Annotated in this window: 23 protein-coding genes; 13 read left to right on the forward strand and 10 right to left on the reverse strand. The window is 64.6% G+C overall.

Annotated elements, in window-relative coordinates; all coding sequences use genetic code 11:
- Position 1: 1 nt before the first annotated feature.
- The gene (locus E0473_RS14285) at positions 2-1,777 is read right to left on the reverse strand and encodes a monovalent cation:proton antiporter-2 (CPA2) family protein (RefSeq protein WP_137681597.1); all 1,776 of its coding nucleotides are present in this window, start codon (positions 1,775-1,777) and stop codon (positions 2-4) included.
- Between the two features lie 12 nt (positions 1,778-1,789).
- Positions 1,790-2,803, reverse strand: coding sequence for a zinc transporter ZntB (locus E0473_RS14290; protein ID WP_137681598.1), 1,014 nt, complete (start codon positions 2,801-2,803; stop codon positions 1,790-1,792).
- Positions 2,804-3,085: 282 nt separating this feature from the next.
- Between E0473_RS14290 and ispG the strand changes: the two genes are divergently transcribed.
- From ispG to E0473_RS14310, 4 genes are read left to right on the forward strand one after another with little or no spacing between them, the layout of a single operon-like run.
- Positions 3,086-4,222 (forward strand): flavodoxin-dependent (E)-4-hydroxy-3-methylbut-2-enyl-diphosphate synthase, encoded by a 1,137-nt coding sequence (gene ispG / locus E0473_RS14295; protein ID WP_137681760.1) that lies wholly within the window; start codon positions 3,086-3,088, stop codon positions 4,220-4,222.
- A 50-nt stretch (positions 4,223-4,272) separates the two neighbouring features.
- Positions 4,273-4,779 (forward strand): retropepsin-like aspartic protease family protein, encoded by a 507-nt coding sequence (locus E0473_RS14300; RefSeq protein WP_241657539.1) that lies wholly within the window; start codon positions 4,273-4,275, stop codon positions 4,777-4,779.
- Positions 4,776-5,702, forward strand: coding sequence for a hypothetical protein (locus E0473_RS14305; protein WP_137681599.1), 927 nt, complete (start codon positions 4,776-4,778; stop codon positions 5,700-5,702). Before E0473_RS14300 ends, E0473_RS14305 begins: the two co-directional genes overlap by 4 nt.
- A gap of 43 nt (positions 5,703-5,745) precedes the next feature.
- Positions 5,746-6,480 carry a murein L,D-transpeptidase catalytic domain-containing protein gene (locus E0473_RS14310; RefSeq protein ID WP_137681600.1) on the forward strand — a complete coding sequence of 245 codons (735 nt, stop codon included), beginning with the start codon at positions 5,746-5,748 and terminating at the stop codon, positions 6,478-6,480.
- 12 nt (positions 6,481-6,492) lie between these two features.
- On the opposite strand, the gene E0473_RS14315 is transcribed toward E0473_RS14310, so the two are convergent.
- The gene (locus E0473_RS14315; RefSeq protein ID WP_137681601.1) at positions 6,493-7,875 is read right to left on the reverse strand and encodes a L,D-transpeptidase family protein; all 1,383 of its coding nucleotides are present in this window, start codon (positions 7,873-7,875) and stop codon (positions 6,493-6,495) included.
- 126 nt (positions 7,876-8,001) lie between these two features.
- Between E0473_RS14315 and E0473_RS14320 the strand changes: the two genes are divergently transcribed.
- A complete protein-coding gene (locus tag E0473_RS14320; protein WP_137681602.1) occupies positions 8,002-8,874 on the forward strand; it encodes a DMT family transporter in 873 nt (290 codons plus the stop codon).
- Here E0473_RS14320 and E0473_RS14325 read toward each other — a convergent pair.
- Positions 8,871-9,074 carry a hypothetical protein gene (locus E0473_RS14325; protein ID WP_137681603.1) on the reverse strand — a complete coding sequence of 68 codons (204 nt, stop codon included), beginning with the start codon at positions 9,072-9,074 and terminating at the stop codon, positions 8,871-8,873. The genes E0473_RS14320 and E0473_RS14325 overlap by 4 nt on opposite strands.
- Positions 9,075-9,230: 156 nt before the next feature.
- Here E0473_RS14325 and acnA point away from each other — a divergent pair, with 156 nt between their 5' ends.
- Together acnA and E0473_RS14335 are read left to right on the forward strand one after the other, a co-directional pair.
- Positions 9,231-11,903 carry an aconitate hydratase AcnA gene (gene acnA, locus E0473_RS14330; RefSeq protein WP_137681604.1) on the forward strand — a complete coding sequence of 891 codons (2,673 nt, stop codon included), beginning with the start codon at positions 9,231-9,233 and terminating at the stop codon, positions 11,901-11,903.
- 26 nt (positions 11,904-11,929) lie between these two features.
- A complete protein-coding gene (locus E0473_RS14335; RefSeq protein ID WP_137681605.1) occupies positions 11,930-12,643 on the forward strand; it encodes a 2OG-Fe(II) oxygenase in 714 nt (237 codons plus the stop codon).
- A gap of 45 nt (positions 12,644-12,688) precedes the next feature.
- Here E0473_RS14335 and E0473_RS15650 read toward each other — a convergent pair whose 3' ends face one another.
- Positions 12,689-12,775, reverse strand: coding sequence for a hypothetical protein (locus E0473_RS15650; protein WP_241657549.1), 87 nt, complete (start codon positions 12,773-12,775; stop codon positions 12,689-12,691).
- A gap of 19 nt (positions 12,776-12,794) precedes the next feature.
- Between E0473_RS15650 and E0473_RS15655 the strand changes: the two genes are divergently transcribed.
- Positions 12,795-13,211 carry a hypothetical protein gene (locus tag E0473_RS15655; RefSeq protein WP_241657540.1) on the forward strand — a complete coding sequence of 139 codons (417 nt, stop codon included), beginning with the start codon at positions 12,795-12,797 and terminating at the stop codon, positions 13,209-13,211.
- Positions 13,212-13,924: 713 nt separating this feature from the next.
- On the opposite strand, the gene ruvB is transcribed toward E0473_RS15655, so the two are convergent.
- The 3 genes from ruvB to ruvA form a co-directional block, all read right to left on the reverse strand.
- Positions 13,925-14,965 carry a Holliday junction branch migration DNA helicase RuvB gene (ruvB, locus tag E0473_RS14345; RefSeq protein ID WP_137681607.1) on the reverse strand — a complete coding sequence of 347 codons (1,041 nt, stop codon included), beginning with the start codon at positions 14,963-14,965 and terminating at the stop codon, positions 13,925-13,927.
- Positions 14,962-15,390, reverse strand: a complete 429-nt coding sequence (locus E0473_RS14350) for a hypothetical protein (protein WP_137681608.1) — start codon at positions 15,388-15,390, stop codon at positions 14,962-14,964. The genes ruvB and E0473_RS14350 overlap by 4 nt, the downstream gene beginning before the upstream one ends.
- A 245-nt stretch (positions 15,391-15,635) precedes the next feature.
- Entirely contained in the window at positions 15,636-16,247 is a 612-nt protein-coding gene (gene ruvA / locus E0473_RS14355; protein ID WP_137681609.1) for a Holliday junction branch migration protein RuvA, read from the reverse strand.
- Between the two features lie 168 nt (positions 16,248-16,415).
- On the opposite strand from ruvA, the gene aroC reads away from it, so the two are divergent.
- From aroC to E0473_RS14380, 5 genes are all read left to right on the forward strand, one after another.
- Positions 16,416-17,483 carry a chorismate synthase gene (gene aroC, locus E0473_RS14360; protein ID WP_137681610.1) on the forward strand — a complete coding sequence of 356 codons (1,068 nt, stop codon included), beginning with the start codon at positions 16,416-16,418 and terminating at the stop codon, positions 17,481-17,483.
- Between the two features lie 300 nt (positions 17,484-17,783).
- Entirely contained in the window at positions 17,784-18,350 is a 567-nt protein-coding gene (ahpC, locus tag E0473_RS14365; RefSeq protein WP_137681611.1) for an alkyl hydroperoxide reductase subunit C, read from the forward strand.
- 200 nt (positions 18,351-18,550) lie between these two features.
- Positions 18,551-20,140, forward strand: coding sequence for an alkyl hydroperoxide reductase subunit F (gene ahpF, locus E0473_RS14370; protein ID WP_137681612.1), 1,590 nt, complete (start codon positions 18,551-18,553; stop codon positions 20,138-20,140).
- A 351-nt stretch (positions 20,141-20,491) separates the two neighbouring features.
- Positions 20,492-22,714: a catalase/peroxidase HPI gene (gene katG / locus E0473_RS14375; protein ID WP_137681613.1), complete on the forward strand. Its 2,223-nt coding sequence runs from the start codon at positions 20,492-20,494 to the stop codon at positions 22,712-22,714.
- A 146-nt stretch (positions 22,715-22,860) separates the two neighbouring features.
- The gene (locus tag E0473_RS14380) at positions 22,861-24,432 is read left to right on the forward strand and encodes a catalase (RefSeq protein ID WP_137681614.1); all 1,572 of its coding nucleotides are present in this window, start codon (positions 22,861-22,863) and stop codon (positions 24,430-24,432) included.
- A 6-nt stretch (positions 24,433-24,438) separates the two neighbouring features.
- On the opposite strand, the gene E0473_RS14385 is transcribed toward E0473_RS14380, so the two are convergent.
- Complete coding sequence (locus E0473_RS14385; RefSeq protein ID WP_137681615.1) at positions 24,439-24,996, reverse strand: Smr/MutS family protein; 558 nt, start codon at positions 24,994-24,996, stop codon at positions 24,439-24,441.
- Complete coding sequence (gene mltA, locus E0473_RS14390) at positions 24,993-26,168, reverse strand: murein transglycosylase A (protein ID WP_241657541.1); 1,176 nt, start codon at positions 26,166-26,168, stop codon at positions 24,993-24,995. The genes E0473_RS14385 and mltA overlap by 4 nt, the downstream gene beginning before the upstream one ends.
- Positions 26,169-26,172: the final 4 nt, after the last annotated feature.

A 26,172-nucleotide genomic window follows, 5' to 3' on the forward strand; every position in this document is an offset into this window, starting at 1 on the left:
GCTACTCCAGGTTGCGACTTTCGCCGAACTTTCGCAGCTCTCTCTGTTGCTTGCGCGACAGTTCGCGCGCTGCATAGATGTCGCCGCCATCAAGCTGCAGTTGCAGCCGCTCCTTGTCGATCCGGCGATAGGTCGCCTCGGCCCGCTCAACGCTTTCTTCCGATTCGCCGATCCCGGCAAGGGCAAGCCGCGCCATGCGGATCGCCCCGGCAAACACCTCGCGCACCACCCCCGCCGAAGGGGTATCAGCCAACTCTATGAGCCCGCGCCGATCGAAGGCCCGGATATAGATCTGCGCCTGCGGAAAGGCCTCGTTGACCGACTCGATTAGCGCCGCGTCGGGCATTTCGTCGTGGCAGAACAGGATCAGCTGCGCTTCCCCCGCCCCGGCCTGCCGGAGCATATCGATGCGGGTTCCGTCGCCGAAATAGACCGTCGAGCCGAATTCCTCGGCGGTGTCGATCTGGTCGACCTTCCTGTCGATCATCGTGACCGAGACGCCGCCTGCCATCAGCGTTTGCGCCACCGTCTGGCCGAAGCGGCCGAAGCCGACGATAACCGCGCTGGCGCCATCGTTGCGCGGCCCTTCGCGCTTTTCCTCGTCCAACTGCGGCGTACGAATACGCCTGTTGAGCATCATAAGAAACGGCGTGGTCGCCATCGACAGCGTGACCACGGCGGAGAACACGCTGACCGACTGTTCGGCCAGCAGCAGCGCGCCCTCGGCCTGCGAATAGAGCACAAACGCGAACTCACCCCCCTGCGACAGCAGCAGGCCCAGCGCCAGCGCCGAACGCCAGGCCATCTTCATGGCAAGGCCCAGCCCGGCGATCACGGCGGTTTTCACCACGATCAGCAGCGCGGCAAAGCCGATCACGGTCCATGGCTGCGAAGCGATGGCCGAAAGGTCGAGCATCATACCCACGGCAAGGAAGAACATGCCCAGCAGGATCGAGCGGAACGGCTCGATATCGGCCTCAAGCTCGTGGCGATAGCGGGTATCGGCCAGCATCACGCCCGCGATGAAGGCACCCAGCGCGGCCGAAAGGCCAAGCAGCTCCATCACCGCCGCGCTCGCGAAAACCGTGAACAGCGCCGCCATCACGAACAGCTCGCGCTCGCCCAGGCGGCTGATGAGGCGGAACAGCGGCTTCACCACCAGCCGGTTGGCCACGATCAGGCCCGCGATGGCCGCCAGCGACAGCCCCACCAGAACGAGGCCCGAAGGCGCATCGGCATCGGCGGGGTTGCGGCTCATCGCGGTGACGATGGTGATCAGCGGAATAATCGAGAGATCCTGAAACAGCAGGATCGCAAATGCCTTCTCACCAAACGGCGTGCGCAAACGGCCCGCCGATTGCAGCATCGGCAACACCTGCGCGGTGGACGACAGGCCCAGAGGCAGGCCGATGGCAAAGGCCGCGGCCAGCGAATAGTTGGTGAGCACGGCCACCATCAGGCTGACCGCAATGCCGCAGATCGCAACCTGCGCCGTGCCTAGCCCGAAAATGGCCTTTCTCAGCCGCCACAACCGCTCGGGGCTTAATTCCAGCCCGACCACGAACAGCAGCATCACGATGCCCAGTTCGGCGATCTCGGCCATCTGTTCGGCATTGCCGACCAGGCCCAGCACCTGCGGCCCGATCAGCACGCCCGCCACGAGGTAGCCCAGCGTTGCGCCAAGCCCCGCGCGGCGGAATGCAATCACCGCCACCAGCGCAAAGGCCAGCATCAGTGCGCCGTCCTGCAGCACGAACCCTGTGTCGTGACCTTCCATCGGCCGTGTCTCCTAGAACCAGCGCCACTTCCAGAACAACGCCAGCTGCACGGCCACGATGGCGCCGCACAGCCCGGTAACGACCCAGAATGCATCGGCATCATCCATGCCGGGCATCCCGCCCACGTTGACCCCGAGCAGCCCTGTCAGAAATCCCAGCGGCAGGAAGATTCCCGCCACGATGGTGAGCATATAGGTCGCCCGCTCGCTACCCGCCACCGATCGCGCGCGGATTTCGTCCTGCAACACCACCGCGCTTTCCTTCGAGATGTCGAGATCGTCGAGATAGCGCCGCAGCCGGTCGATGCTTTCGGATATCTCGCGCCGATCATGGTCCTCGAACCATGGCGGAGCTTGCCGCGATATCGTCTCCAGCGCCTCGTGCTGCGGGCCCATGTGCCGCTTGAGGGCAAGGCAATTGCGGCGAATGATCGAAATCTCGCCCAGCACCTCATCGGTATCATCGTCTTCCAGATCGCGCTCTTCAAGCAGGTCGATATGGTCGTTCATGTCGATGATGGCGTGGCTCATGCGGGCGATCATTGCTTCGGTCAGCTCGGTGATAAGCGCCCCGCAGTCGGTCGGGCCAAGCTCGCGCCGGTCCACCATGGCCAGCACCTCGCGCGGGGTCTGAAGCGGCTCCTTGCGCAGCGTGATCAGCCGCGTGCCATCGCACCACATCTGCATCGAGACCATATCTTCAGGCTGGGCACCGGGATTGAAGTTGATCCCGCGCAGCGTCACCACCAGCGCCTCGCCCTCGCGGAAGGCGCGCGGGCGTGTGCGGTCGGACACCAGCAGCTCCACGGTCGGCTCGGGAATGCCGAGGCTTTCGAGATAGCCTGTTACACCCTCGCAATTGCGGCAAAGGTGCAGCCACATCACTTCGCCGGGCCGCTCGGGCGTCCAGCGCCTGGCCTCCTGCCAGTCGATAGCGCGCCCGGCTCCCTTGCCGTCGAGCACGCGCGCAAACAGCAGCGGCCCATCAAGGTCTTTGTCCTGATCGAAGTTCATGGCCGCAACCATGGCGCAAGCGAGGCCGCTTGCCTAGCAAGTCACCTCGCCTCCCCCGCCTTGCTCCGCTCCCCCTGGGGAAGGGCTTTGATCCTGCACCAGCGATATTTCCTACAAGGGTCGCGCCTGCTAGGAATGCGGCGAGATGACGCAGCCCCTCGCAATCCTGCAATATTGTGGCCATATGCTTGGCTGCGGGCCGCGCTTGCGCCGCCTCGAATTTTTGCCCCAGGACACTGTCGCACCTGTCACACCTTGGGGCCAGGCTAAGGAAGAGACATGAGTTCCGACAGCATCTCCGCCGTCCGCCCCTGGCGCATGATCGAACGGCGCCAGTCGCGCCAGATCATGGTCGGCAAGGTGCCGGTGGGCGGCGGCGCGCCGATCAGCGTGCAGACCATGACCAACACGCCCACCGAGGACGTGGCCGCCACCATCGACCAGATTCGCCGCTGCGAGGATGCAGGCGCCGATATCGTGCGCGTCTCCTGCCCCACCGAAGAGGCGACCGCGAACTTCGACCAGATCACGCGCGCGGCGAACGTCCCGATCGTTGCCGACATCCACTTCCACTACAAGCGCGCGCTCGAAGCGGCTGACAAGGGCGCGGCCTGCCTGCGCATCAACCCCGGCAACATCGGCTCGTCCGACCGGGTGGCCGAGGTGGTGCGCGCGGCCAAGGCCAACGGTTGCTCGATCCGCATCGGCGTGAACGCCGGGTCGCTGGAGAAGGACTTGCTCGAGAAGTACGGCGAGCCGTGCCCCGAAGCGCTGATCGAAAGCGCACTCGACCACATCAAGCTGCTGCAGGATCACGACTTCCACGAATACAAGGTGGCGGTGAAGGCCAGCGACGTGTTCCTGGCCGTCGCCGCCTACATGGGCCTTGCCGAAACAGTCGATTGCCCGCTGCATCTCGGCATCACCGAGGCGGGCGGGCTGATCGGCGGGACGGTGAAGTCCTCCATCGGCATCGGCAACCTGCTGTGGGCAGGCATTGGCGATACGATCCGCGTGTCGCTCTCGGCCGAGCCCGAGCGCGAGGTGAAGGTCGGCTTCGAGATGCTCAAGGCGCTGGGCCTGCGCACGCGCGGCGTGCGGGTGGTCTCGTGCCCTTCCTGCTCGCGGCAGGGCTTCGATGTGATTCGCACCGTGGAAGCGCTCGAAGCGCGACTCGAACACATCAAGACGCCGATGAGCCTTTCGGTGCTCGGCTGCGTCGTTAACGGCCCCGGCGAGGCGCGGGAGACCGACATCGGCCTTACCGGTGGCGGCAACGGCAAGCATATGGTCTATCTTTCAGGAGTTAAGGACCATCACATCGAAAGCGCCGATATGCTAGATCACATCGTGCGCCTCGTCGAAGCCAAGGCGGCCGAGATCGAAGACGGGATGAGTGATGCCGGAAATGCGACGGTTGCCGCCGAATAGGGGCCACGCGTTTACTTCGCGATAAGCACCCGCCGATAAAATCCGGCCCCATGAACATGGGGCCACCACTCGCTGCGACATGTCTGGTTGGCCTCGCCATCGGCTTCGGTATGCCGATGGAGCAGGGTGAACCGGCTCCGGCCCAGGCAGCCCCGACGCTCCGGCCCGATGCCACAGCCGCGAACTGGAGCGACGACGTCACTCTTGCTCGCGCGGGTGACGGGCACTTCTATGCCGAGGTTCAGCTCGACGCGGCACCGGCGCGGATGCTGGTCGATACCGGCGCCAGCATGATTGCGCTGACCGAGGACGATGCTCTCGCCGCCGGGCTTTACTGGGATCAGGCCGAGCTGACGACGGTGGCGCGCGGCGCGTCCGGCCCGGTACGCGGCGTGTTCGTCACGCTGCCGCAAGTGTCGCTGGGCGGGATCGAGGCGCAGGACGTCGCCGCCGTGGTCGTGCCGGAAGGGCTGCCGATTTCGCTGCTCGGCCAGTCGTTCCTCACCCACGTCAACAAGGTCGCCATCGAAGGCGATGCGATGGTGCTGAGCCAATGAGCGATATGCCTCCCCTCCCCCGGCGCTGGCTGCGCATTGTCGAATCGGCGCGCCATGCCGAAGCGATCAAGGGCATTCTCGATACCCCGCCGATCACATCGCACAACGACGGCCTGGTGCTGTTCGCCGAAATCGGAAACGAAGAGCTGCTGTCCTGCCTCGTGGCGGTCAAGAGCCTGCACGCCCAGCTCGGCAAAGGGCGGGTCGCGTTGCTCGACGATGGCACGCTGATCGGCAGCGACCGCGCGTTGCTGGCACACCATTGCGGCGATCCCGAAATCATCGCACCGGCGAACAAGGGCGAGAGGCCCCTTCCCGAGGGACCGGGTTGGCGCGCCTTGAGCACCCTGCTCGAACGGCGCAACAGCGAATACTGGCTGTGGCTCTCGAACGACAGTGTAACCCTCGGCCCGGTGCCCGAGGTCGAGCGGGCCGTTGCGCTCAACGCCAGTGTCGTTCTACCGGGAAGAGGGGCGCTCGAAAGTGCCCGCCCGCTGGGCGACTTCTGCCGCCTGGCCTACCCCGATGGGCCGACTACGGGCAATATCACGGCCCGGCTCGAAAGCCGCCTTGCCGCGGTCAATCGCGGCAACTGGCGCTATTTCCAGGGCGATATGGGGCTGATGGGCTTTGCCGCCGGTGGACCGGGCCTGCGCTATGCCACAGCAAGCCGGGCCGATCTGGAACAGCTGGTGGGAGCCGAAGCGCTGAGCGAGGATGGGGCGGCGCAAGTCGCGGCCAATCTTCTGCTGGCCAGCGAGAGCCGCACCGTAATCCTCCCGCGCGAGCACTATCGCCACTCCGGCAGCGAAGGCTGCGACAAAAACGCCAGCTTCCTGCGCTTTGGCGGCGAGGATCCCCACGCCGATGGGCACTATGCCGAAGCCAGCCAGAACGCCATCGAGGCCCTTCACGGCCAATGACGGTATGGACAAGGTTCAGGTGCCCCGGTCTATAAGAGGCACCATGGACCGCCGCCATTTCCTCGCCTGCTCCGCTGCTGCTGCTGCCACCGTGTCCGCGCCGGGAAAACTGTTTGCGCAGGCCGGACCCGACCTGCGCACGCGGCGCCTGCTCGATGTGGCGCGCGAACAGGCGGAGCGCGCCAGTGGCAGCCTCTGGCATACCGACGTGGTCGGGATTGCCGACTACGGCCTCCATTCCGCAGAGCCGCGCTTCCATTTCGTCGATCTGGTGGCGGGAAAGGTCGATTCAGTGCTGGTCACGCACGGCGCCGGGTCCGATCCCGAGCACGATGGCTGGCTGAACGGCTTTTCCAATGTTCCCGACAGCTGGGCCAGCAGCCGTGGCGGCTATATCACCTGGGAATGGTACGAGGGCCGCTACGGCACCTCGGTCCGCCTCGGCGGGCTCGACCCCGATAATTCGAACGCCTTTCCGCGCGCGATCGTGATGCATCCTGCAAGTTATGCAACGCCCGAACACGTCGCGCGTTGGGGCAGGCTGGGCCGGTCGAACGGTTGCTTTGCCTTCGGACCGGAAGTGTTCCCACAGGCGCTCACCCGGCTGATGGGCGGGCGGCTGCTCTATGCCGATGCGCTAGGGATCGGCGCGAATGGGGAAGACGTGGCCCGACCGCCGCAGCGCACGCCCGACTTTGCCGGAATGGCCGCTACGAACGGGCCTGAACTGGCACCCGTATCGCCCGATATCATCGATCCCGCTGAGCAGCTGCCCTAAGGCAGCAGCCGCTCAGAGCGTATCGCGCGGGTCGTCGACAACCTCGATCACTTCCTCGCTAGACACCCTTGCCCGGTCGCGCACACGCGGTGCGTCGAGCGAGGCAAAGACCGGCTCGTCGCGGTCGTAGATATCGTCGAACTGCCGCAGGTTGCCGTCGATATCCACGCCGTAGGTAAAGTAGGTGATGTAGGCAGGCATCGTCTTCTTCACCGGCACGCGGGTATATTCCCCGCTGGTGGAGATCTCGACCGCCTCATCACGCGTCGCGCCCTGGCCGAGGATCGCAACGGTCATCGCCAGCTCCAGCGCCCGCTCGGTGCGGATACAACCGTGGCTGAGCGCACGATCGTCCTGATTGAACATGTTCCGGCTCGGGGTGTCGTGGAAAAAGATCGCATGGGGGTTCGGCATGTCGAGCTTCATCACGCCCAGCGCATTGCCCGGCCCCGGCTGCTGCACCACCGAGATATAGCCGTTGGCCCCGCGCGTGGCGCGATAGCCCTGCCGGGCGGCCCAACTCGGGTTGTTGAGCACCCGCTCGCCCAGCCCCTCACCGCGCACGATGGATTGCGGCACGGTCCAGGTCGGGTTGAACACCACGCCTGAAACCGTTTCCGCCAGCTGCGGGGTGGCGGTGCGGCCCGGTTTGCCGACTACGGTGCGATAGGTGCGGATGATCCGGTTGTTGACCGTCAGCCGCAGCTGATACTCGGGCACATTGGTGATCAGATACTGCGGCCCCAGATCGCGGGCGAGCCAGCGCCAGCGGTCCATATTGGCGCGGATCAGGCGGCGCTCCTCGGTGTCGCCGGCAGGCGTTTGCGCAAGCTTGTCGCGCAGCGCGGCATAGTCGGGGTGCGTCGGCTTCAGCGCTTCGAGCGTGCCCGCAATGTCGCCCGTTTCCAGCGCATTGGCCATCACCGTGGCAGTGGGGTTGCGGTCGGCATCCGGATCGAGAACGAACCACTGACGGCGGTTTGCCATCGGCGTGCGCCCGTCGCGCAGGTCTTCGACCAACCAGGCAAAGGCGGTGCTCGCCAGTTCGTCGATCTGCTGTTCGTCATTGGCTTGCAAAGCAGCGGCCAGTTCCTCGGGCAGATAGTCGGCGGGGACGAGCCCCTCGGCATCGATAGCGCGGATCACGCCGAGCAGTTCTTCGGCCTGAGCATTGGTCCAGTCCATCGCCTCGAAGTGGCGCGGATCGGCCTGCACCACCTCTTCCGAAGTGAAGGCCCGCTCAAAGGCTGACGATCCGCTTGGCGCGGCGACCTTGTCGGCATCCTTCTTCGGCTCGGCCTGCGCCGACAAAGTCTGCGCCGCGGCAGGCCCGGCAAGACTGGCGAGTGTTCCGAGCGCTAAGCTCGAAGCGAGAAGGAGACGGGTACGATTCATAAAACTCTTCCTAGCACAAACGCGCAGGGGCAGGCGCGCCTTGAGCCTGCCTCCTATCGCGCACCGGCTATGACGCGCGCATGAACCGGTTGCGCCGCATAATACAAGCAAGCATGGCGCTGCGCCATGCCCGAGCGCCAACCTATCCTCCCCTATTTGCTGGCCGCGGGCGGGATCGCCCTGTTCGCGGTGATGGACGGCTTCATGAAGCACGCTGCACTGCTAACCGGGGCCTATACCGCCACCCTGCTGCGCAGCCTGATCGGCGCAGTGCTGATTGCCCCGCTGTGGCTTGCGCGCCGCCCCCGCTGGCCGCGCGGGCACCTGCTCAGGCTCCATATCGAGCGTGGCGTGGTGACCGCAGCGATGTCGCTCACCTGGTTCTTCGCGCTCACCCGCCTGCCACTGGCCGAAGCGCTGGCGATCAGCTTCGTCGCCCCGCTGGTAACGCTCTACTTCGCGCGCCTGCTATTGGGCGAGACGATCAGCCGCCGCGCGATGCTCGCCTCGCTGCTGGGCTTTGCGGGCACACTGGTGATCGTAGCCGGACGCATCGGCGCGGCCGGGCTGACGCACGATCTGGCGCTCGGCCTTGCCGCGATGGCCTGCTCGGCGCTGTGCTATGCCTACAGCTTCATCGTGATCCGCCGCCAGTCGCAGCTGGCCGGGCCTATTGAGGTGGCGACCTTCCATTCGGGCATCGGCGGGCTGGTGCTGCTGCTTGCTGCGCCCTTTGCCTTCACCATGCCTTCAGCGGCGGTGCTCGGCGCAATCGGCATGGCCGGGGCGCTCACCGTGCTGGGTTCGATGGCGATTGCCTGGGCCTATGCCCGGGCCGAAACGCAGGCGCTGGTTCCGCTCGAATACACCGGCTTCGTGTGGGCGGCATGGATCGGCTGGCAATGGTTCGGCGAGAAGGTCACGCTGGCGACCTTCGCGGGGCTTGCCATGATCGTGGCGGCAAGCTGGATCGCCCGGCCACGGCGTGCCGCCACCTAATGCGCCTGCGCAGATTCGGGCGCCTTTGCGGGTTCGTCAGCAACGAGCGTTTCTTCCTCCTCGGACTCTCCCGAACCGATGCCGGAACTGTGCCACACCATGCCCAGCGAGGCGCCGAGAAAGGCCGCGATCGCCAGCGCCAGCGCGATCCTGATCGCGCCCAGCGACCGCTCACCCTGCGATGGCTTGACCAGCACCATAATCCGAATTGCCCCCACGCGATTTGCATGACTCATAACCTGTCCGAATGCGCGAGGCCTTGACCAATCCCGCACAAACGCGCAGTTCGCACCCGAACGGCGGGCTTCTCGCACGAGCACGCTCACGCAAGCAACAGCAAAGGGACCCCATCATCCATGACTCAGGTCGGCTCCAACTCGCTCGAAACCCGCACCTCACTCGACGTCAATGGCACCTCTTACGCCTATTACTCGCTCGATAAGGCCGCAGAAAAACTGGGCGATATCAGCCGCCTGCCCTTCAGCCTCAAGGTGCTGTTGGAGAACATGCTGCGCTTTGAAGACGAAGGCTTCACCGTGGGCCAGAACCACGCCCAGGCCATCGTCGACTGGCAGAAAAACCCCAAGACCGGCGAAGAAATCCAGTATCGCCCGGCGCGCGTGCTGTTGCAGGACTTCACCGGCGTGCCCTGCGTGGTCGACCTTGCTGCCATGCGCGATGCGATTCGCTCGCTCGGCGGCGATACCGCCAAGATCAACCCGCAGGTTCCGGTCAACCTCGTGATCGACCACTCGGTGATGGTCGACGAGTTCGGCCACCCCAAGGCCTTCGAAAAGAACATGGAACTCGAATACGAGCGCAATGCCGAGCGTTACGACTTCCTCAAGTGGGGCGCCAAGAGCCTCCAGAACTTCTACGCCGTGCCCCCGGGCACCGGCATCTGCCACCAGGTGAACCTCGAGAACATCGCCAAGGGCGTGTGGTCGAGCGAAGACCAGAACGGCGAACTGGTCGCCTATCCCGACACCTGCGTCGGCACCGACAGCCACACCACCATGATCAACGGCCTTGGCGTGCTGGGCTGGGGCGTGGGCGGGATCGAGGCCGAGGCCGCGATGCTCGGTCAGCCGATCTCGATGCTGATCCCCGAAGTAGTCGGCTTCAAGCTGACCGGCGAAATGGCCGAAGGCATCACCGCCACCGACCTCGTGCTGACCTGCGTGCAGATGCTGCGCGAGCACGTGGTGGTCGGCAAGTTCGTAGAGTTCTACGGCCCCGGCGTTGCCACGCTGTCGCTGGCCGACCGTGCCACGATTGCCAACATGGCCCCCGAATACGGTGCCACCTGCGGCTTCTTCGGCATTGACGACAAGACCATCGAATACCTGCGCCTCACCGGCCGCAGCGAGGAATCCATCGCGCTAGTCGAAGCCTATTCGAAGGCGCAGGGCATGTGGTTCGATCCGGCGAACGAGCCGGTCTTCTCCTCCACGCTGGAGCTGGACATGGGCACCGTGGTGCCCTCGCTCGCCGGACCCAAGCGCCCGCAGGACAAGGTCGCCCTGCCGCTGGTCGACGAGCTGTTCAACACCGATCTCGCCAAGGTCTACGGCAAGAGCGAGCCCGCCCGAGTCGCAGTCGAAGGCAAGGATCACGATGTCGGCGACGGCGACGTGGTAATCGCCGCGATCACCTCGTGCACCAACACCTCCAACCCTGATGTGCTGGTCGCCGCAGGGCTCGTGGCGAAGAAGGCGCACGAAAAGGGCCTCAAGCCCAAACCCTGGGTCAAGACCTCGCTCGCGCCGGGTTCGCAGGTCGTCACCGACTATCTGAACAAGGCGGGACTGCAGGAGCACCTCGATGCCATCGGCTTCGACCTCGTCGGCTATGGCTGCACCACCTGCATCGGCAACTCCGGCCCGCTGGCCGAGCCGATTAGCCAGGCGATCAACGGCAACGACATCGTCGCCGCCTCGGTCCTCTCGGGCAACCGCAACTTCGAAGGCCGCGTCTCGCCTGATGTGCGCGCCAACTTCCTCGCCTCGCCGCCGCTGGTGGTGGCCTATGCGCTGAAGGGCACGGTCACTGAAGACATCACGACAACCCCGATCGGGCAGGACCAGAACGGCAACGACGTGATGCTGGCTGACATCTGGCCGAGCAACGCCGAAGTGGCCGAAATCCGCGCCGGCGCCATCGACCGCACGATGTTCGAGACCCGCTATGCCGACGTCTACAAGGGCGACGAGCACTGGCAGGCGATCAAGGTCGACGCGTCGGACACATACAGCTGGAACCCGAGCAGCACCTACGTCGCCAACCCGCCCTACTTCGAGGGCATGAGCATGGACCCGGCCCCGGTCGGCGACGTGATCTCGGCCAAGCCGCTGCTTATCCTCGGCGATTCGGTCACCACCGACCACATCTCGCCGGCCGGTTCGATCAAGGAAGATTCGCCCGGCGGCCGCTACCTGCTCGATCATCAGGTGCCGAAGAAGGACTTCAACTCCTACGGCTCGCGCCGCGGCAACCACGAAGTGATGATGCGCGGCACCTTCGCCAACATCCGCATCCGCAACGAGATGGTCCCCGGCGTCGAAGGCGGCGAAACGCTCTACAACGGCAATCAGATGGCCGTTTACGACGCGGCGATGAAGCATCAGGCCGACGGCACCCCGCTGGTGGTGGTTGCAGGCAAGGAATACGGCACGGGTTCCAGCCGTGACTGGGCGGCAAAGGGCACGATCCTGCTCGGCGTGCGCGCCGTGATCGTCGAAAGCTTCGAGCGCATCCACCGCTCTAACCTGGTCGGGATGGGCGTGCTCCCGCTGCAGTTCAAGGATGGTGACACCCGCGAGACGCTGGGCCTCAAGGCCGACGACAGCTTCACGATCAAGGGCCTCGCCAATCTGAAGCCGTCGCAGGATCTGGAAGTCGAAGTCACTCGTGCCGATGGCACCAGCTTCACCTTCACCGCCCTGTGCCGCATCGATACCGCCAACGAAATCGAGTACTACAACAACGGCGGCATCCTGCACTACGTGCTGCGCAAGCTCGCTTCGTAAGGGCCTAATACGCCGGGGATTTCCGCATGAACGGTTTCGTCACCTCGACCCGTTTCGCTGGTATCCCCGGCGACCCTAAGGAAGACCCGGCCAAGCTGGCGCTGATCGGGGCGCAAGTGCGCGCCCGGCTACGCGCCGATCCGCGCGCCGAGGACCTTGGCGGCGACAAGGCCGACATGTTCCTGCTGCACGACTTCTTTACCGCCGACGAATGCGCCCGGCTCGTCAAAATCATCGACAAGAAGATCGGCCCCTCCACGCTGTTCGAAGGCACCCAGCGCGACGGCTTTCGCACCTCGTCCACGCACTATTTCGAGCAGGGCGATTCAGCCACGCGCGCGCTGGAAAAGCGCATCGACGCGGCCACCGGCATCCCGCACCAGCACGCCGAGGTCACACAGGGCCAGCGCTATGAGGCGGGACAGCAGTTCAAGCACCATTACGACTACTTCTTCGCCAGCGAGCCCTACTGGCAGCAGGAGCGGCGCCGCGGCGGGCAACGCACCTGGACCGCCATGCTGTTTCTCAACGATGTTGAGGAAGGCGGCGAGACCGACTGGCCGGAACTGGGCCTGTCGGTGAAACCGGTCGGGGGCGCTCTGCTGACATGGAACAACATGGCGCGCGACGGCACGCCCAACCGCAACACCCTGCACGCTGGCAAGCCGGTGGTGAAGGGCGTGAAATATGTCATCACCCAGTGGTATCGGCAGGATCCCTGGACGCTTCACCTGAGCTAAAAAGGGCGGCCGTTACAGCCGCCCTTCCCCCCGGAAACGATGGGGTCAGCCTGCGGCCGGCGCCTTGCGCCTTGCCTTGCGACGGCGACCGAGAAACAACGCGCCAGCACCGGCACCGAACAGCACCAGCATACCCGGTTCCGGCACCTCGGTGCCCGATGAGGTGCTGCTAGTCGAGCTGCCCGACGAGGAGCTGCTCGAAGACGAACTGCTGGACGAGGAACTGCTCGACGAAGAGCCTGACGAGGTGCTGGTCGACGAGCCGCTTGAGCCGGAAGAACCGGAAGAGCCCGACGAACCGCTGGAGCCACTGCCGCCGCTCGAAGAGGAACTCGACGAGCTGGACGAACTCGAACTGGAGGAACTCGACGAGCTTGAGCTTGAACTCGATGACGAGCCGCCGGTAGATGTGCTGACCGAACCGGTGGACGTGCTCACCGAGCCGGTCGAGGTGCTCACCCCGCCGGTCGAGGTCGTGGTGCTGACCGAACCGGTGCTGGTGCTGACACCACCCGTCGAGGTGCTCGTCCCGCCGCTGGTGGTCGTGGTGGTGCTGCCCGGATCGTAAGACCCGCTCGTTGTCGTGGTGGTCGTGCTTACGCCCGACGAGCCGCCGGTGCTGCCGCCGAAAAACCCTCCGAAGAAGCCGCCGCCGAACCCGCCGCCATAGCCGCCCGAGCCGCCAACGATCACCGCCGGATCTCCGCCGAATCCGCCGCCGACCGGCGCACTCGGCAATTGGGGCAGGGCCATTGGCACTGCGGCCATGGCCACCTGCGTTTCGTGGCAGTAACCGTCCGGCCCCATTTCGCCGACATCGCACACGCGCTCAATCGTGCGGCGCAGGCGGCGCTGCACGCGCGGGGGATCGCGAGGTACAGCGCGGCGGGCCACGTGACGCTCCTTCACGTCGATCAGCCTGGGCTCTGCGCCCTTCGACTTGTAATCCACCTGTGCCGATTGCGGCTCGGCAACATGCACCGCGCCCCCGGCAAGAACCGCGCCGCCTGCGGCAGCAGCGGTGAGCTTTGCAATGGCCAAACGTACCGACATGAACAATCTCTTCCTGCGTTCTAGGAAAGGCGGCAGCACACGATTTACGGGCCTCACCTCATCCGGCTGGAGCCACAGAGACCTGTAAATCCTTTACCGGCAATTGAATTAACCAAATTCCATACGCACCAGAAGCAATTTTCGCGTGCTTTTTTCGCGGCATGGCGCCGCCTGTCCCGATATGAAACACCCGGACTGCAATGTCTGACATCGGACGGCGCGCGGCGGTTACTTTTCGCCGTCGAATAGGCCCCCTTGCGGACCGTCGTGGGCTGGTGCTGGAGGCGCGAGTCCCAGATGCTGCCAGCCGCCGTCGTTAAGGCAACGCCCGCGCGCGGTGCGCGCGATCAGGCCGAGCTGGATCAGATAGGGCTCAACCACTTCCTCGACCGTGTCGCGCGGCTCGGCGAGCCCCGCCGCGAGCGTTTCCACGCCCACCGGCCCGCCCTTGTATGTGGTGGCGATCATGGTGAGGTAGCGCCGGTCCATGGCATCGAGGCCAAGCGAATCGATTTCCAGCCGGGTCAGCGCCTCGTCGGCTACGGCGGCGCTGACGGTGCCCGCGCCCTTCACCTGTGCAAAATCGCGCACGCGTCGCATCAGCCGCCCCGCCACGCGCGGGGTGCCGCGGCTACGGCGGGCAATCTCGCGCGCACCCGATTCGTCAATTCGCATACCGAGCAGCCGCGCCCCGCGCGCGACGACGCTGAGCAGTTCGTCCTCGGTGTAGAAGATCAGGCGAACGGGAATGCCGAAACGATCGCGCAACGGCGTGGTGAGCAGGCCCTGCCGTGTGGTCGCGCCGATTAGCGTGAACGGCGGCAGGTCGATCCGCACCGAGCGCGCGGATGGCCCCTCGCCGATGATGATATCGAGCGCTCGGTCTTCCATCGCCGGATAGAGTACTTCCTCGACCACCGGGTTGAGCCGGTGAATCTCGTCGATGAAGAGCACATCGTGCGGTTCGAGATTGGTCAGCAGCGCAGCGAGGTCACCCGCCTTGGCGATGACCGGGCCGCTGGTGGAGCGAAAGCCCACGCCCAGCTCCTTGGCGACGATCTGCGCGAGCGTGGTCTTGCCGAGGCCGGGCGGGCCGAAGAACAGCACATGGTCCATGGCCTCGCCGCGGCCCTTCGCGGCCTCGATGAACACGCGCAGGTTTTCCCGCGCGGCGGCCTGACCGACGAATTCGCCGAGCGACTTGGGGCGCAGCGCTGCATCGGGGTCTTCCGGCTGGCGCTCGGGGGAGTGGATGGGTTGGTCAGTCATCCACGTCTCCAAACCAGCTCGGATTTCTCCATCAGGACTTTTATCATGGCAGACAAGTCAGCGTCTTCGAGATGATAACGGAAAATAACAGACTCGAGATGCTTAACTTTCACCTCCAACGGCCCTTCTTCAGATTCTCCTCTCGCGTATTCAAAGAGAGATTCCGCCAATGCATAAGTTTTAGCAGCTTGGATTATCCAATTATTTACACTTATCACAATTCCTGCTTGACGCTTCTGCTCTGTCCGATTGTTAAGCATGTCAACTCGCGCCCATAGAGTTTGAATCTCACGAATTAAATCGGAGATTGGGTCAGTAACGGTCTTATCCTCAGTTGAAGCAACAATGCTCTTAAGCTCATCTATGTGGGTAGATGGCGGAGGAGGCGCAGAGAAATCATCAATATACGACTTATTCGCCAGCACTCTCTTCGCTCGATCAAGTTCTCTGAGCAAGCAGCGCACGGAGTGGCATATTCCATTTAAAGTGAGAGGCAACGTAGCTCTGTGCGCCCTATGCTCTCTTACTAGGCGCTCACGCTCATGTCGGTCTACTTGATCAATCTGCTCACGAATATTTCGGACTGTAAGCCACGCGCCTCCTAAGGCTAACAAGCCCGCAGCAAGAGTTTGCCAATAATACAGCCAAATAACGATGTTAGATAACCAGCTCACCCCGCCGCCTTCTTCAGCGCCACGCGGATAAGCTCGCCTTCGTCCGCGCCATCACCAAGTTCATCAAGCGCCCGGGCCACGGCTTGCGCCGCCACGCCGGGCTTGAACCCAAGGTTCTCCAGCGCCGACACCGCATCGGCGCTCGCCCCGCCGACCGGCGTCGCCACAGCCACCCCGCCTACGCCGCCACCAGCAGTGCCCGGCATCGCGCCTGCCTTGTCCTTCAGCTCATTCACGATCCGCCCGGCCAGCTTCGGCCCCACGCCGTTCGCGCGCGCCACGCTCGCCGCATCGACCCGCGCGCAGGCTTCGCGCAGTTCGGCGGTGGACAGGGCCGAGAGGATCGCCAGCGCCACCTTGCTGCCCACGCCCTGCACCCCGGTGAGCAGGCGGAACCAGTCGCGCTCCTCCCCCGCCGCGAAGCCGAGCAGGCGCATGTCGTTCTCGCTCACCTGCATCTGCGTGAACACGCGGGCGGTATCCCCCACGTCGCCGAGCGACGACAAGGTGCGCGCCGAACAGAACACGAGGTAGCCGACGCCGTTCACGTCGATCACCGCCCAATCCTCGCCGGTTTCGTCCAGCCGCCCTGTCAGTTTCGCGATCATGCCCTCGGTTTGACGGACAGAACGGGAACAGTCCAGCCCTCGTGCCGGGTTTTCGTCATTGCAAACGAAGCGAAGCCATCCATCGCCAGAGCTGGATTGCGACCCCGCCTAAGGCTCCTCGCAATGACGAAGTGGACAAAACTGGCGTGATCGTGAAAAGCGCAGCTCATGAGCTTTAACACTTTCGGCCGCCTGTTCCGCTTCACCACTTGGGGCGAAAGCCATGGTCCGGCGCTGGGCGCTGTGGTCGACGGGTGCCCGCCGGGACTGGATCTTTCCGCCGAGGTGATCCAGCCGTTTCTCGATGCGCGCCGTCCGGGACAGAGCCGGTTCACCACACAGCGGCAGGAGCCCGATGAGGTCAAGATCCTCTCGGGCGTGTTCGAGGGCAAGACCACCGGCACCCCGATCAGCCTGATGATCGAGAACACCGATCAGCGTAGCAAGGACTATGGCGAGATCGCCAAGGCCTATCGCCCCGGCCACGCCGACTATGCCTATGACGCGAAGTATGGCTTGCGCGATTATCGAGGTGGCGGGCGCTCGTCCGCGCGCGAGACCGCAGCGCGGGTAGCAGCGGGCGCGGTGGCGCGGCTGGTGGTGCCGGAAGTGCGCATCGCTGCCTATCTGTGCGAGATCGGCGGCGACGCGATCGACCGCGAAAACATCGACTCTGACGAGATCGCCAACAATCCGTTCTTCTGCCCCGACCCCGAGGCCGCCAAGCGTTGGGAAGTGCTGGTGGACGATGCGCGCAAGGCAGGCTCGTCGCTTGGCGCGGTGGTCGAATGCGTGGCCCTGGGCGTTCCGGCAGGCTGGGGCGCGCCGCTCTATGCCAAGCTCGACAGCGAACTTGCTTCAGCGATGATGAGCATCAATGCGGTGAAAGCGGTCGAGATCGGCGATGGGTTCGCGGCCGCGCGCCTCACCGGTGAGGAAAACGCCGACGAAATGCGCCCTAGCGAGGATGGCCCCGAGTTCCTCGCCAACCACGCAGGCGGCATCGCGGGCGGCATTTCGACCGGCCAGCCGGTGGTGTGCCGGGTGGCATTCAAGCCGACCAGCTCTATCCTCACCCCGCGCCAAAGCATCACCAGCGATGGCGAGGCCACCGAGGTCCGCACCAAGGGCCGCCATGACCCTTGCGTGGGCATTCGCGGCGCACCGGTGGTGGAGGCGATGATGGCGCTGGTGCTGGCCGATCAGAAGCTGCTGCACCGGGGGCAGGTGGGCTAAGTTTCGATCGCCGATCCAGGCGAGTTTCTCGGGGCTGATCCCTCCGCTTTACTGCGGGGTAGCTGCGGGCGGCCCGTCGGCCTTGTAGCTGCGGTGCGCCCGTATCGGGAGCAGTAGCCGGCGACCGCTGGCGCGATCGTTCCATCGCGCGGGCAAAAATCGTCCCAACCTTTTACTCAAATCCCCAATGATCGACTTTCTCGATCAAGCAAATCGCAACAACCCGCTTCTCTGGGAACAATCCATCGCTATCTGGGCTGCATCAGTTCAACACCAGCAGTCTCAAACAGGAGAAGACATTTGGGTATCATCGGCAGCACCATCAAACCGTTCAAGGCGACCGCATTTCAGGCAGGCAAGGATTTCTTCGACGTCACCGAAGGCGACATCGCCGGCAAGTGGGCGGTGTTCTTCTTCTACCCGGCCGACTTCACCTTCGTCTGCCCGACCGAGCTGGAAGACCTTGGCGCGAAGTACGACGAGCTGCAGGGCATGGGCGTGGAAGTGTTCGGCGTTTCGACCGACACGCACTTCAGCCACAAGGCCTGGCACGACACCTCGGAGAAGATCGGCAAGCTGAAGTATGCCTTCCTCGGCGACCAGCTGCACACGCTGAGCAAGAACTTCGGCGTCCTGCGTGAGGAAATGGGCCTTGCCGACCGTGCGACCTTCGTGGTCGATCCCGATGGCGTGATCCAGATCATGGAAATCACCTGCGAGGGTGTGGGCCGCAACGCCACCGAGCTGACCCGCAAGATCAAGGCCGCGCAGTATGTCCGCAACAACCCCGGCCAGGTTTGCCCGGCGGCATGGGAAGAGGGTTCGGACACCCTAGCCCCGTCGCTTGACCTCGTCGGCAAGATTTAAGCAATCGACATTATCGGGCGGTCAGCTAGAGCCGACCTCCCAATGCGGCGCAGGCGGGCACAAGGCCCGCCGCGCACATCCCGGCCCCTCGGGGCTCGGGTCGCAAGAAGGCCCGGGGCTCCCCCCCTACCCCTCGCCCCGGGCCTTCGACGCGCTTTTCCCCCAAATTTCCTCATCGCCCGCTCTGAAGGAGATCAGGTATGCTTGACGCCACAATGACCCAGCAGCTCGGCACCTATCTTGCCAACCTGCGCGAACCGATCGAACTGGTCGCCTCGCTCGGCGATGATGCAAAGTCGGCGCAGACTCGCGAACTGCTCGAAGAGATTGCCGCGCTGCACGATAAGGTCAGCGCCAGCTTCGAGGGTGACGACGCCCGCAAGCCCAGCTTCATTATCCGACGCTCGTCCGACGCCTCAAAGTGGGTCCGCTTTGCGGGGCTGCCAATGGGCCACGAGTTCACCTCGCTAGTGCTCGCGCTGCTATGGGCAGGCGGCCACCCGCCCAAGGTCGAGGACGACGTGCTCGAACAGATCGCCCAGCTTGAGGGCGAGCACGATTTCGAGATGTATTTCTCGCTGAGCTGCCACAACTGCCCCGACGTGGTGCAGGCGCTGACGCTGATGGCGCTCTACAACCCGAAGATCACCGCCACGCTGATCGAAGGTGGAGCGTTTCAGGACGAGGTCGACGAACGCGGCGTGATGGCAGTGCCCGCCACCTTCTTGAACGGCGAAATGTTCGCCAGCGGCAAGATGAGCGTCGAGGAAATTCTCGCCAAGCTCGACAGCGGCGCCAATGATCGCGCTGCCGCCAAGATTGCCGACAAGGACCCGTTCGAGGTGCTGGTGGTCGGCGGCGGCCCCGCTGGCGCAGCGGCTTCGGTCTACACCGCGCGCAAGGGCTTTTCGACCGGTATCGCTGCAGAGCGGTTCGGCGGGCAGGTGCTTGACACCATGGGGATCGAGAACTTCATCTCGGTGCCCTACACCGAAGGCCCCAAGCTCGCCCGCCAGCTCGAAGCGCACGTCGCCGAGTACGACATCGACGTGATGAACCTACAAAAGGCGGTGAAGCTGACCCCGGCCAAGCAGACCGGCGGCTATCACACGGTCGAGCTGGAAAACGGTGCCGAGTTGAAGGCGCGCACGCTGATCCTCTCGACCGGCGCGCGCTGGCGCAACCTGGGCGTGGCTGGCGAGTTCGAATACCGTAACCGGGGCGTTGCCTATTGCCCGCACTGCGACGGCCCGCTGTTCAAGGGCAAGCGTGTGGCAGTGATAGGCGGCGGCAACTCCGGCGTCGAGGCAGCGATCGACCTCGCCGGGATAGTCGGCCACGTGACGCTGGTCGAGTTCGACACTAAGCTGCGTGCCGATCAGGTGCTGCAGGACAAGCTGCGCTCGATGAAGAACGTGGACATCCTCGTAAACGCCCAGACCACAGAGGTGACGGGCGACGGCGAGCGGGTCAACGGCCTCGTCTACAAGGACCGCGAGAGCGGCGAGGAGCACAAGGTCGAGCTGGAAGGCGTGTTCGTGCAGATCGGCCTCGTCCCCAACACCGAGTGGCTGAAGGACAGCGGCCTTGCCATGAGCAAGTTCGGCGAGATCGAGATCGATGGCCATGCCGCCACCAACCTGCCCGGCATTTTCGCAGCGGGTGACTGCACCACGGTCCCCTACAAGCAGATCGTGATCGCGATGGGCGAAGGCAGCAAGGCGGCGCTCTCCGCGTTCGACTTCCTGATCCGCAACACCAACCCGGAAGAGATCGCGCAGGCCGCCTGACCTTCACGCCGGTACTCAACACAAACCCGCGCCTGTCACCCGACGGGCGCGGGTTTTCGTTTTGGCGCCGAGATCGCTTTTTGAAGTCAGATGACATTGTCCTGATCCACTTTACTCCCCTCCCCTTGGGGAGGGGCTGGAGGTGGGGGCTCGACCTCGGCTGGCGTGGAACCCCCATCCCAACCCTTCCCCAGCGGGGAAGGGCTATGCGAGTCGATGGAGTCCCACTCCACACTTAACGACAAATCCGATCACCAATGCCCAATCAATCGTTTTGACCTATAAGCCGCCTCGGCGCATTCTTTCTTCAGAAAGCGGCTCGACCCATGAGTCGCAACAGGAGATTTTGACATGGATGCTGAGACCGGTTCGCTAGGTGGCTGCCCGATGCATGGTGGCGGTAACGGTGGAGGAATGCGCAGCCTGCTGGGCCGCACCAACAAGGATTGGTGGCCCGACGCGCTTGACCTCGAAATTCTCACGCAAGATGGCAAGTCGGCCGACCCGATGGGTGCGGACTTCGACTATTGCGAGGCTTTCAACGCGCTCGACTACAACGCGCTGAAGGAAGACCTCAAGGCGCTGATGACCGATAGCCAAGACTGGTGGCCCGCCGACTATGGCCACTATGGCCCGTTCTTCATCCGCATGGCCTGGCACGCCGCGGGCACCTACCGCACTGGCGACGGTCGCGGCGGTTCCTCCAGCGGCCAGCAGCGTTTCGCCCCGCTCAATTCGTGGCCCGATAACGGCAACCTCGACAAGGCCCGCCGCCTGTTGTGGCCGATCAAGAAGAAGTACGGCAAGCACATCAGCTGGGCCGACCTGTTCATCCTCACCGGCAATATGGCCATCGAAAGCATGGGCGGCCCGGTGTTTGGCTATGGCGGCGGTCGCAAGGACGTGTTCGAGCCTGAGCATGTCTATTGGGGCAGCGAGGAGAAGTGGGTCGATCAGGGTGCAGAAACGCGTATCGTGCCCGACGAGGGCAAGGCGCTCGAAAACCCGCTGGCGGCGATCCAGATGGGGCTGATCTACGTCAACCCGGAAGGCCCGGGCGGCAACCCCGATCCGCTGAAATCGGCGCGCGACATGCGCGAGACCTTCGCCCGCATGGCCATGAACGACGAGGAAACCGTTGCCCTCACTGCCGGCGGCCACGCCTTCGGCAAGACCCACGGCATGGTCCCGCCGGATCAGCTTTCGGGCAGCCCGGAAAGCGGCGCACTTGAAATGCAGGGCTTTGGCTGGAGCACAAGCGAGGAAGATATCGCCAAGGGCCATATCACCACTTCGGGCCTGGAAGGGGCGTGGTCGAACAACCCGACCAAGTGGGGCGGCGACTACTTCCGCCTGCTGTTCAAATATGATTATGAACTGGTGACCAGCCCCGCCGGGGCCAAGCAGTGGCAGCCGATCGGCCAGTCGGAAGAAGACATGGCGCCCGATGCGCGCGATCCTTCGAAGAAGGTGCCGACCATGATGACCACTGCCGACATGGCGCTGAAGATGGACCCGGACTATCGCAAGATTTCCGAACGCTTCCGCGACGATCAGGCCGCGCTCGACGACGCTTTCGCCCGCGCCTGGTTCAAGCTGACCCACCGCGACATGGGGCCGAAGGTCCGCTACCTCGGGCCGGACGTGCCCGCAGAAGACCTGATCTGGCAAGACCCGGTCCCCGCCGGAACGCCGGCCAGCAATGCCGATGCCTCCGCCTTCAAGGAGAAGGTGCTCGGCTCGGGCCTGTCGGTGAGCGAGCTGGTGAAAGCGGCCTGGGCCTCGGCCTCGACCTTCCGCCAGTCGGACAACCGCGGCGGCGCCAACGGCGCGCATGTCCGCCTTGCTCCGCAGAAGGATTGGGCGGTCAACGAGCCTGAAGAGCTGGCCAAGGTTCTCGCCAAGCTAGAGACCTTGCGTGGCAGCCTGTCGATGGCCGATGCCATCGTGCTGGCGGGCGCGGCTGCGGTCGAAAAGGCGGCCAAGGATGGCGGCCACGCGGTGAGCGTAAAGGTCAGCACCGGGCGCGGCGATGCGAGCGAAGAGCAGACCGATGCCGAAAGCTTCGAGCCGCTGGAACCCTTTGCCGACGGCTTCAGGAACTACCTGAAGACCAAGGCCGACGTGAAGACCGAGGACATGCTGATCGACCGGGCGCAATTGCTCGGCCTGTCGGTGCCCGAGATGGCGGTGCTGGTGGCCGGGATGCGCGCGCTGGGCGCGGTCAGCCCCCATCCCACGCATGGCAACAGCGTGGGCGTGCTGACCGACCGACCCGGCGTGCTTAGCAACGACTTCTTCGTTAACCTGCTCGACATGAGCACGAAGTGGGTGGTCGTGGATGACAGCGGCGACGAGGAATTCGTCGGCAAGGACCGGGCCAGCGGCGCAGAGAAATGGCGTGCCACGCGCACCGATCTCGTGTTCGGCTCAAACTCGCAGCTTCGCGCCATTGCTGAAGTCTATGCCGAGGACACGAGTGCGGCCAAGTTCGCAGAGGACTTCGCCAGGGCCTGGACCAAGGTGATGGAAGCCGACCGTTTTGACCTTAGCTACGCGAAGTATCACCAGTAAGGCCGCATCAGCGCGCCACGAAAGCCTCCGGCAACAATGCCGGGGGCTTTTTCGCATCTGCGCCCCGCGATATATTTTCGCCGTGAGGAACGGCTGCGCGCTCCACCCGTAAACTCACCGAGAGTTTTACGAGAAGGACAGGCCCGATGAGCAAAAAGCTTCCCCACACCACCACCGATGCCGGCATCCCCGTCGCCAGCGAAGAGCATTCGCTTACCGTCGGGCCGGACGGGCCGATCCTGCTGAACGATCATTACCTGATCGAGCAGATGGCCAACTTCAATCGCGAGCGCATTCCCGAGCGGCAGCCGCATGCCAAGGGATCAGGCGCGTTCGGCCATTTCGAAGTGACCGGCGACGTTTCGAAATACACCAAGGCGAGCTTCCTGCAGCCCGGCGCAAAGACGGAAACCGCGATGCGCTTTTCCACCGTGGCCGGCGAACGCGGCAGCCCCGACACATGGCGCGATCCGCGGGGCTTCTCGGTGAAATTCTACACCGGCGATGGCAATTTCGACATGGTCGGCAACAACACGCCGATCTTCTTCATCCGCGATCCGCTCAAGTTCCAGCACTTCATCCGCAGCCAGAAGCGGCGTGCCGACAACGGCCTGCGCGATCATGACATGCAGTGGGATTTCTGGACGCTGAGCCCCGAAAGCGCGCACCAGGTCACCTATCTGATGGGCGATCGCGGCGTGCCCAAGAACTGGCGTGAGATGAACGGCTATTCGAGCCACACCTACATGCTTTACAACGAGGCGGGCGAGAAGTTCTGGGTCAAGTGGCACTTCCACACCGATGCCGGCGACGGCAACGCGCACCTGACCCAGGACGAGGCCGACAAGATGGCCGGGCAGGATGGCGACTATCACCGCCGCGACCTGTTCGATCATATCGCCAAGGGCGATTACCCGAGCTGGACGCTCAAGTTCCAGATCATGCCGTTCGAGGATGCCAAGACTTACCGCATCAACCCGTTCGACCTGACCAAGACCTGGCCACATGACGACTATCCGCTGATCGAGGTCGGCAAGCTCGTGCTCGATACCAACCCGGTCGATTGGGACACTCAGATCGAACAGCTCGCTTTCGAGCCGAACAACATGGTGCCCGGCATCGGCCTCAGCCCCGACAAGATGCTGCTGGCGCGCGGCTTTTCCTATGCCGATGCACACCGGGCGCGGTTGGGCGTCAATTACAAGCAGATCCCGGTCAATCAGGCGAAGAATGCCGAGGTGAACAGCTATTCGCGCGCGGGCAAAGGCCGCACGGTCAATGCGGTGGACCCGGTCTACGCGCCCAATTCCTATGGCGGCCCGCATGCCCAGCCCGATCGCGAGCTGGAAGCTACCTGGCATTCGGATGGCGACATGGTCCGTGCGGCCTACACATTGCGCGAAGACGACGACGACTGGAGCCAGCCCGGCGCGCTGGTGCGCGAAGTGATGGATGACGCCCAGCGCGACCGCTTCGTCGACAATGTGGCTGGCCATCTCGCCGATGGCGTTAGCGAGCCGGTTCTGCTCCGCGCGTTCGACTATTGGAAGAACGTCGATGACAAGATCGGCGAGCGGATCGAGAGAAAGGTGCGCGACATGCTGGGCGGCGAATCGAAGGCGCCCGGCATGGCCAGCGCCGAAAGCATCGATGGCTATCAGGGCATTCCCGCGTCAGCCGATATCGCCCGCATCGATGAGGGCAGTCGCAAGGTCTAATCTGGCCTAGCGCTGCCGCCGCAGCACCAGATAAAGCGCACCCTCGCCCCCGTGGCGGCGGTGCGCTTTTCTCACCGCGGCAATGTCGCTCGCGTGCGGCCCCGCGGCGAGCCAGTCGAGGATCTTGGCGCGGATCGCCCCGCGCCTGTCGCCCCGGTCTGCCGCGGCAGCAGGGCGCGGCTTGCCGGTAATCAGCAGCACCATGCGCGCACCCATCGCCTTGGCCTGCGCCAACCCGGTATCGAGCCGCGCGTGCGCCTGATTGAGCGTGTGGCCATGCAGATCTAGCGTGAAATCGGGCGCAATCGCCGCGCGGGCAAGGCGGCGCTCCCAATGCGAATCGAGGCCCGGCGCAGGCGGCGGTGGTGGAGACACTGCCTTGGGCGGCAGAGCGGGCGGCACCCGGCCCTTCGCCTTCCTGACCGGGGCCTTGGCCGGTTCGGGTATCGGCACAACAGGCTTCGGCGCGACCTTGCGGACCGGATGAAGCGGAGTCACGCTGGCGGCCAGCCGGTCCCACAGCGCCGCCTCTTCGGGCGAGAGGCCACGCGGGTGACGGCTCATCGCGGCAGCCGGTCGGCGGCGGCCTTGGGCAGGAGTATCAGCGCCTCGCCCCGCGCGCTCATCCCGCCAGCGATGCTGCGCGCCTGCTCGCCCGCGCCCCAGAAGGTGTCGAACCGGTTGGCGCCCTTGATCGCGCCGCCGGTGTCCTGCGCCACCCACAGGCCGTTGGCCTCGTTGCGGTCGGTCGTCAGCAAAACGGGGGCGCCATAAGGCACGAATTTGGGATCGACCGCCACCGAGCTATGCCCACGCACCGGCACCCCCAGCGAACCGAGCGGGCCATCGCCCTCGAGCACGCGGAAGAACACCCAACTGCGATTCTCGCGCATCAGCGCCGCGCCTGCCTGCGGGTTCTCGCGGATATATTGCATGATGCCCTGCATCGAGCCCGAATACTGCCCCGGCCCGCTCCCCAGCAGCCCGCGCGCGCGCATCAGCCCGCCGATGCCGGTGTAGGCATGGCCGTTCTGCCCGGCATATCCGATGCGGATGATCTCGCCTTCGGGGGTGCGCAACCGGCCCGAGCCCTGGATCTGGAGGAAGAACAGTTCGACCGGGTCCGCTGCCCAGCCGATCTCAAGCCCGCGCCCGGCAAGCGCGCCTTGCTCGATCTCGGCGCGGTCGTAATAGGGGACGCACGATCCGGTAGCCGTGCGGCGCGACAATGGCGGATTGCCGACCTTTTCTCTTTCGGGCGTACCGTCGCGCCAGCAGCGCACCAGATCGTCGGGCACGCCATAGACCGGCGCTTCGTAGCCCGGGCGGCGGGTGCGGCTGCCGCGAATCTCGGGTTCAAAATAGCCGGTGGCATAGGCCTTGCCGTCGCCCACGCGCACGGGGCGAAAGTAGCGTCCGAAGAAGGCGGTGGCCTGCTCGCGCGGCCATGTGGTGGCGGCAGCGCAAGGCGCTTCCCAGTCGCTGGTGCGGGTCAGGCCCGAGGCGTCCTCGCGGCGCAGCGCGAAGTTACATGAGGCGGAGAAGCTGGCGAGCGCAGCGGCGGCATCCTCGGGATCGACCCGGACAGAAGCAGGCAAGGTGGCGCGCAAGGCCCCAAGCGCGGCTGCATTGGCCGCCACGGCCGGAACACCCGGCTGCCGCGCGGGTGGCAGCGCGCAGCTCGCCAGAGCGGCGCAAAGGCTCAAGCCAAAAAGGAAGCGGGGCGCGAGGGACACGCCC

Origin of the sequence: Aurantiacibacter suaedae, assembly GCF_005434915.1 — a bacterium.
GTDB lineage: Bacteria > Pseudomonadota > Alphaproteobacteria > Sphingomonadales > Sphingomonadaceae > Alteraurantiacibacter > Alteraurantiacibacter suaedae.

What these genes read in the sequence shown, in the direction of transcription:
- E0473_RS14285 (WP_137681597.1), bottom strand. Translation starts at nt 1,777, where the DNA reads ATGGAAGGTCACGACACAGGGTTCGTGCTGCAGGACGGCGCACTGATG.
- E0473_RS14290 (WP_137681598.1), bottom strand. Translation starts at nt 2,803, where the DNA reads ATGGTTGCGGCCATGAACTTCGATCAGGACAAAGACCTTGATGGGCCG.
- E0473_RS14300 (WP_241657539.1), top strand. Translation starts at nt 4,273, where the DNA reads ATGAACATGGGGCCACCACTCGCTGCGACATGTCTGGTTGGCCTCGCC.
- E0473_RS14305 (WP_137681599.1), top strand. Translation starts at nt 4,776, where the DNA reads ATGAGCGATATGCCTCCCCTCCCCCGGCGCTGGCTGCGCATTGTCGAA.
- E0473_RS14310 (WP_137681600.1), top strand. Translation starts at nt 5,746, where the DNA reads ATGGACCGCCGCCATTTCCTCGCCTGCTCCGCTGCTGCTGCTGCCACC.
- E0473_RS14315 (WP_137681601.1), bottom strand. Translation starts at nt 7,875, where the DNA reads ATGAATCGTACCCGTCTCCTTCTCGCTTCGAGCTTAGCGCTCGGAACA.
- E0473_RS14320 (WP_137681602.1), top strand. Translation starts at nt 8,002, where the DNA reads ATGCCCGAGCGCCAACCTATCCTCCCCTATTTGCTGGCCGCGGGCGGG.
- E0473_RS14325 (WP_137681603.1), bottom strand. Translation starts at nt 9,074, where the DNA reads ATGGTGCTGGTCAAGCCATCGCAGGGTGAGCGGTCGCTGGGCGCGATC.
- acnA (WP_137681604.1), top strand. Translation starts at nt 9,231, where the DNA reads ATGACTCAGGTCGGCTCCAACTCGCTCGAAACCCGCACCTCACTCGAC.
- E0473_RS14335 (WP_137681605.1), top strand. Translation starts at nt 11,930, where the DNA reads ATGAACGGTTTCGTCACCTCGACCCGTTTCGCTGGTATCCCCGGCGAC.
- E0473_RS15650 (WP_241657549.1), bottom strand. Translation starts at nt 12,775, where the DNA reads ATGCTGGTGCTGTTCGGTGCCGGTGCTGGCGCGTTGTTTCTCGGTCGC.
- ruvB (WP_137681607.1), bottom strand. Translation starts at nt 14,965, where the DNA reads ATGACTGACCAACCCATCCACTCCCCCGAGCGCCAGCCGGAAGACCCC.
- ruvA (WP_137681609.1), bottom strand. Translation starts at nt 16,247, where the DNA reads ATGATCGCGAAACTGACAGGGCGGCTGGACGAAACCGGCGAGGATTGG.
- aroC (WP_137681610.1), top strand. Translation starts at nt 16,416, where the DNA reads ATGAGCTTTAACACTTTCGGCCGCCTGTTCCGCTTCACCACTTGGGGC.
- ahpF (WP_137681612.1), top strand. Translation starts at nt 18,551, where the DNA reads ATGCTTGACGCCACAATGACCCAGCAGCTCGGCACCTATCTTGCCAAC.
- katG (WP_137681613.1), top strand. Translation starts at nt 20,492, where the DNA reads ATGGATGCTGAGACCGGTTCGCTAGGTGGCTGCCCGATGCATGGTGGC.
- E0473_RS14380 (WP_137681614.1), top strand. Translation starts at nt 22,861, where the DNA reads ATGAGCAAAAAGCTTCCCCACACCACCACCGATGCCGGCATCCCCGTC.
- E0473_RS14385 (WP_137681615.1), bottom strand. Translation starts at nt 24,996, where the DNA reads ATGAGCCGTCACCCGCGTGGCCTCTCGCCCGAAGAGGCGGCGCTGTGG.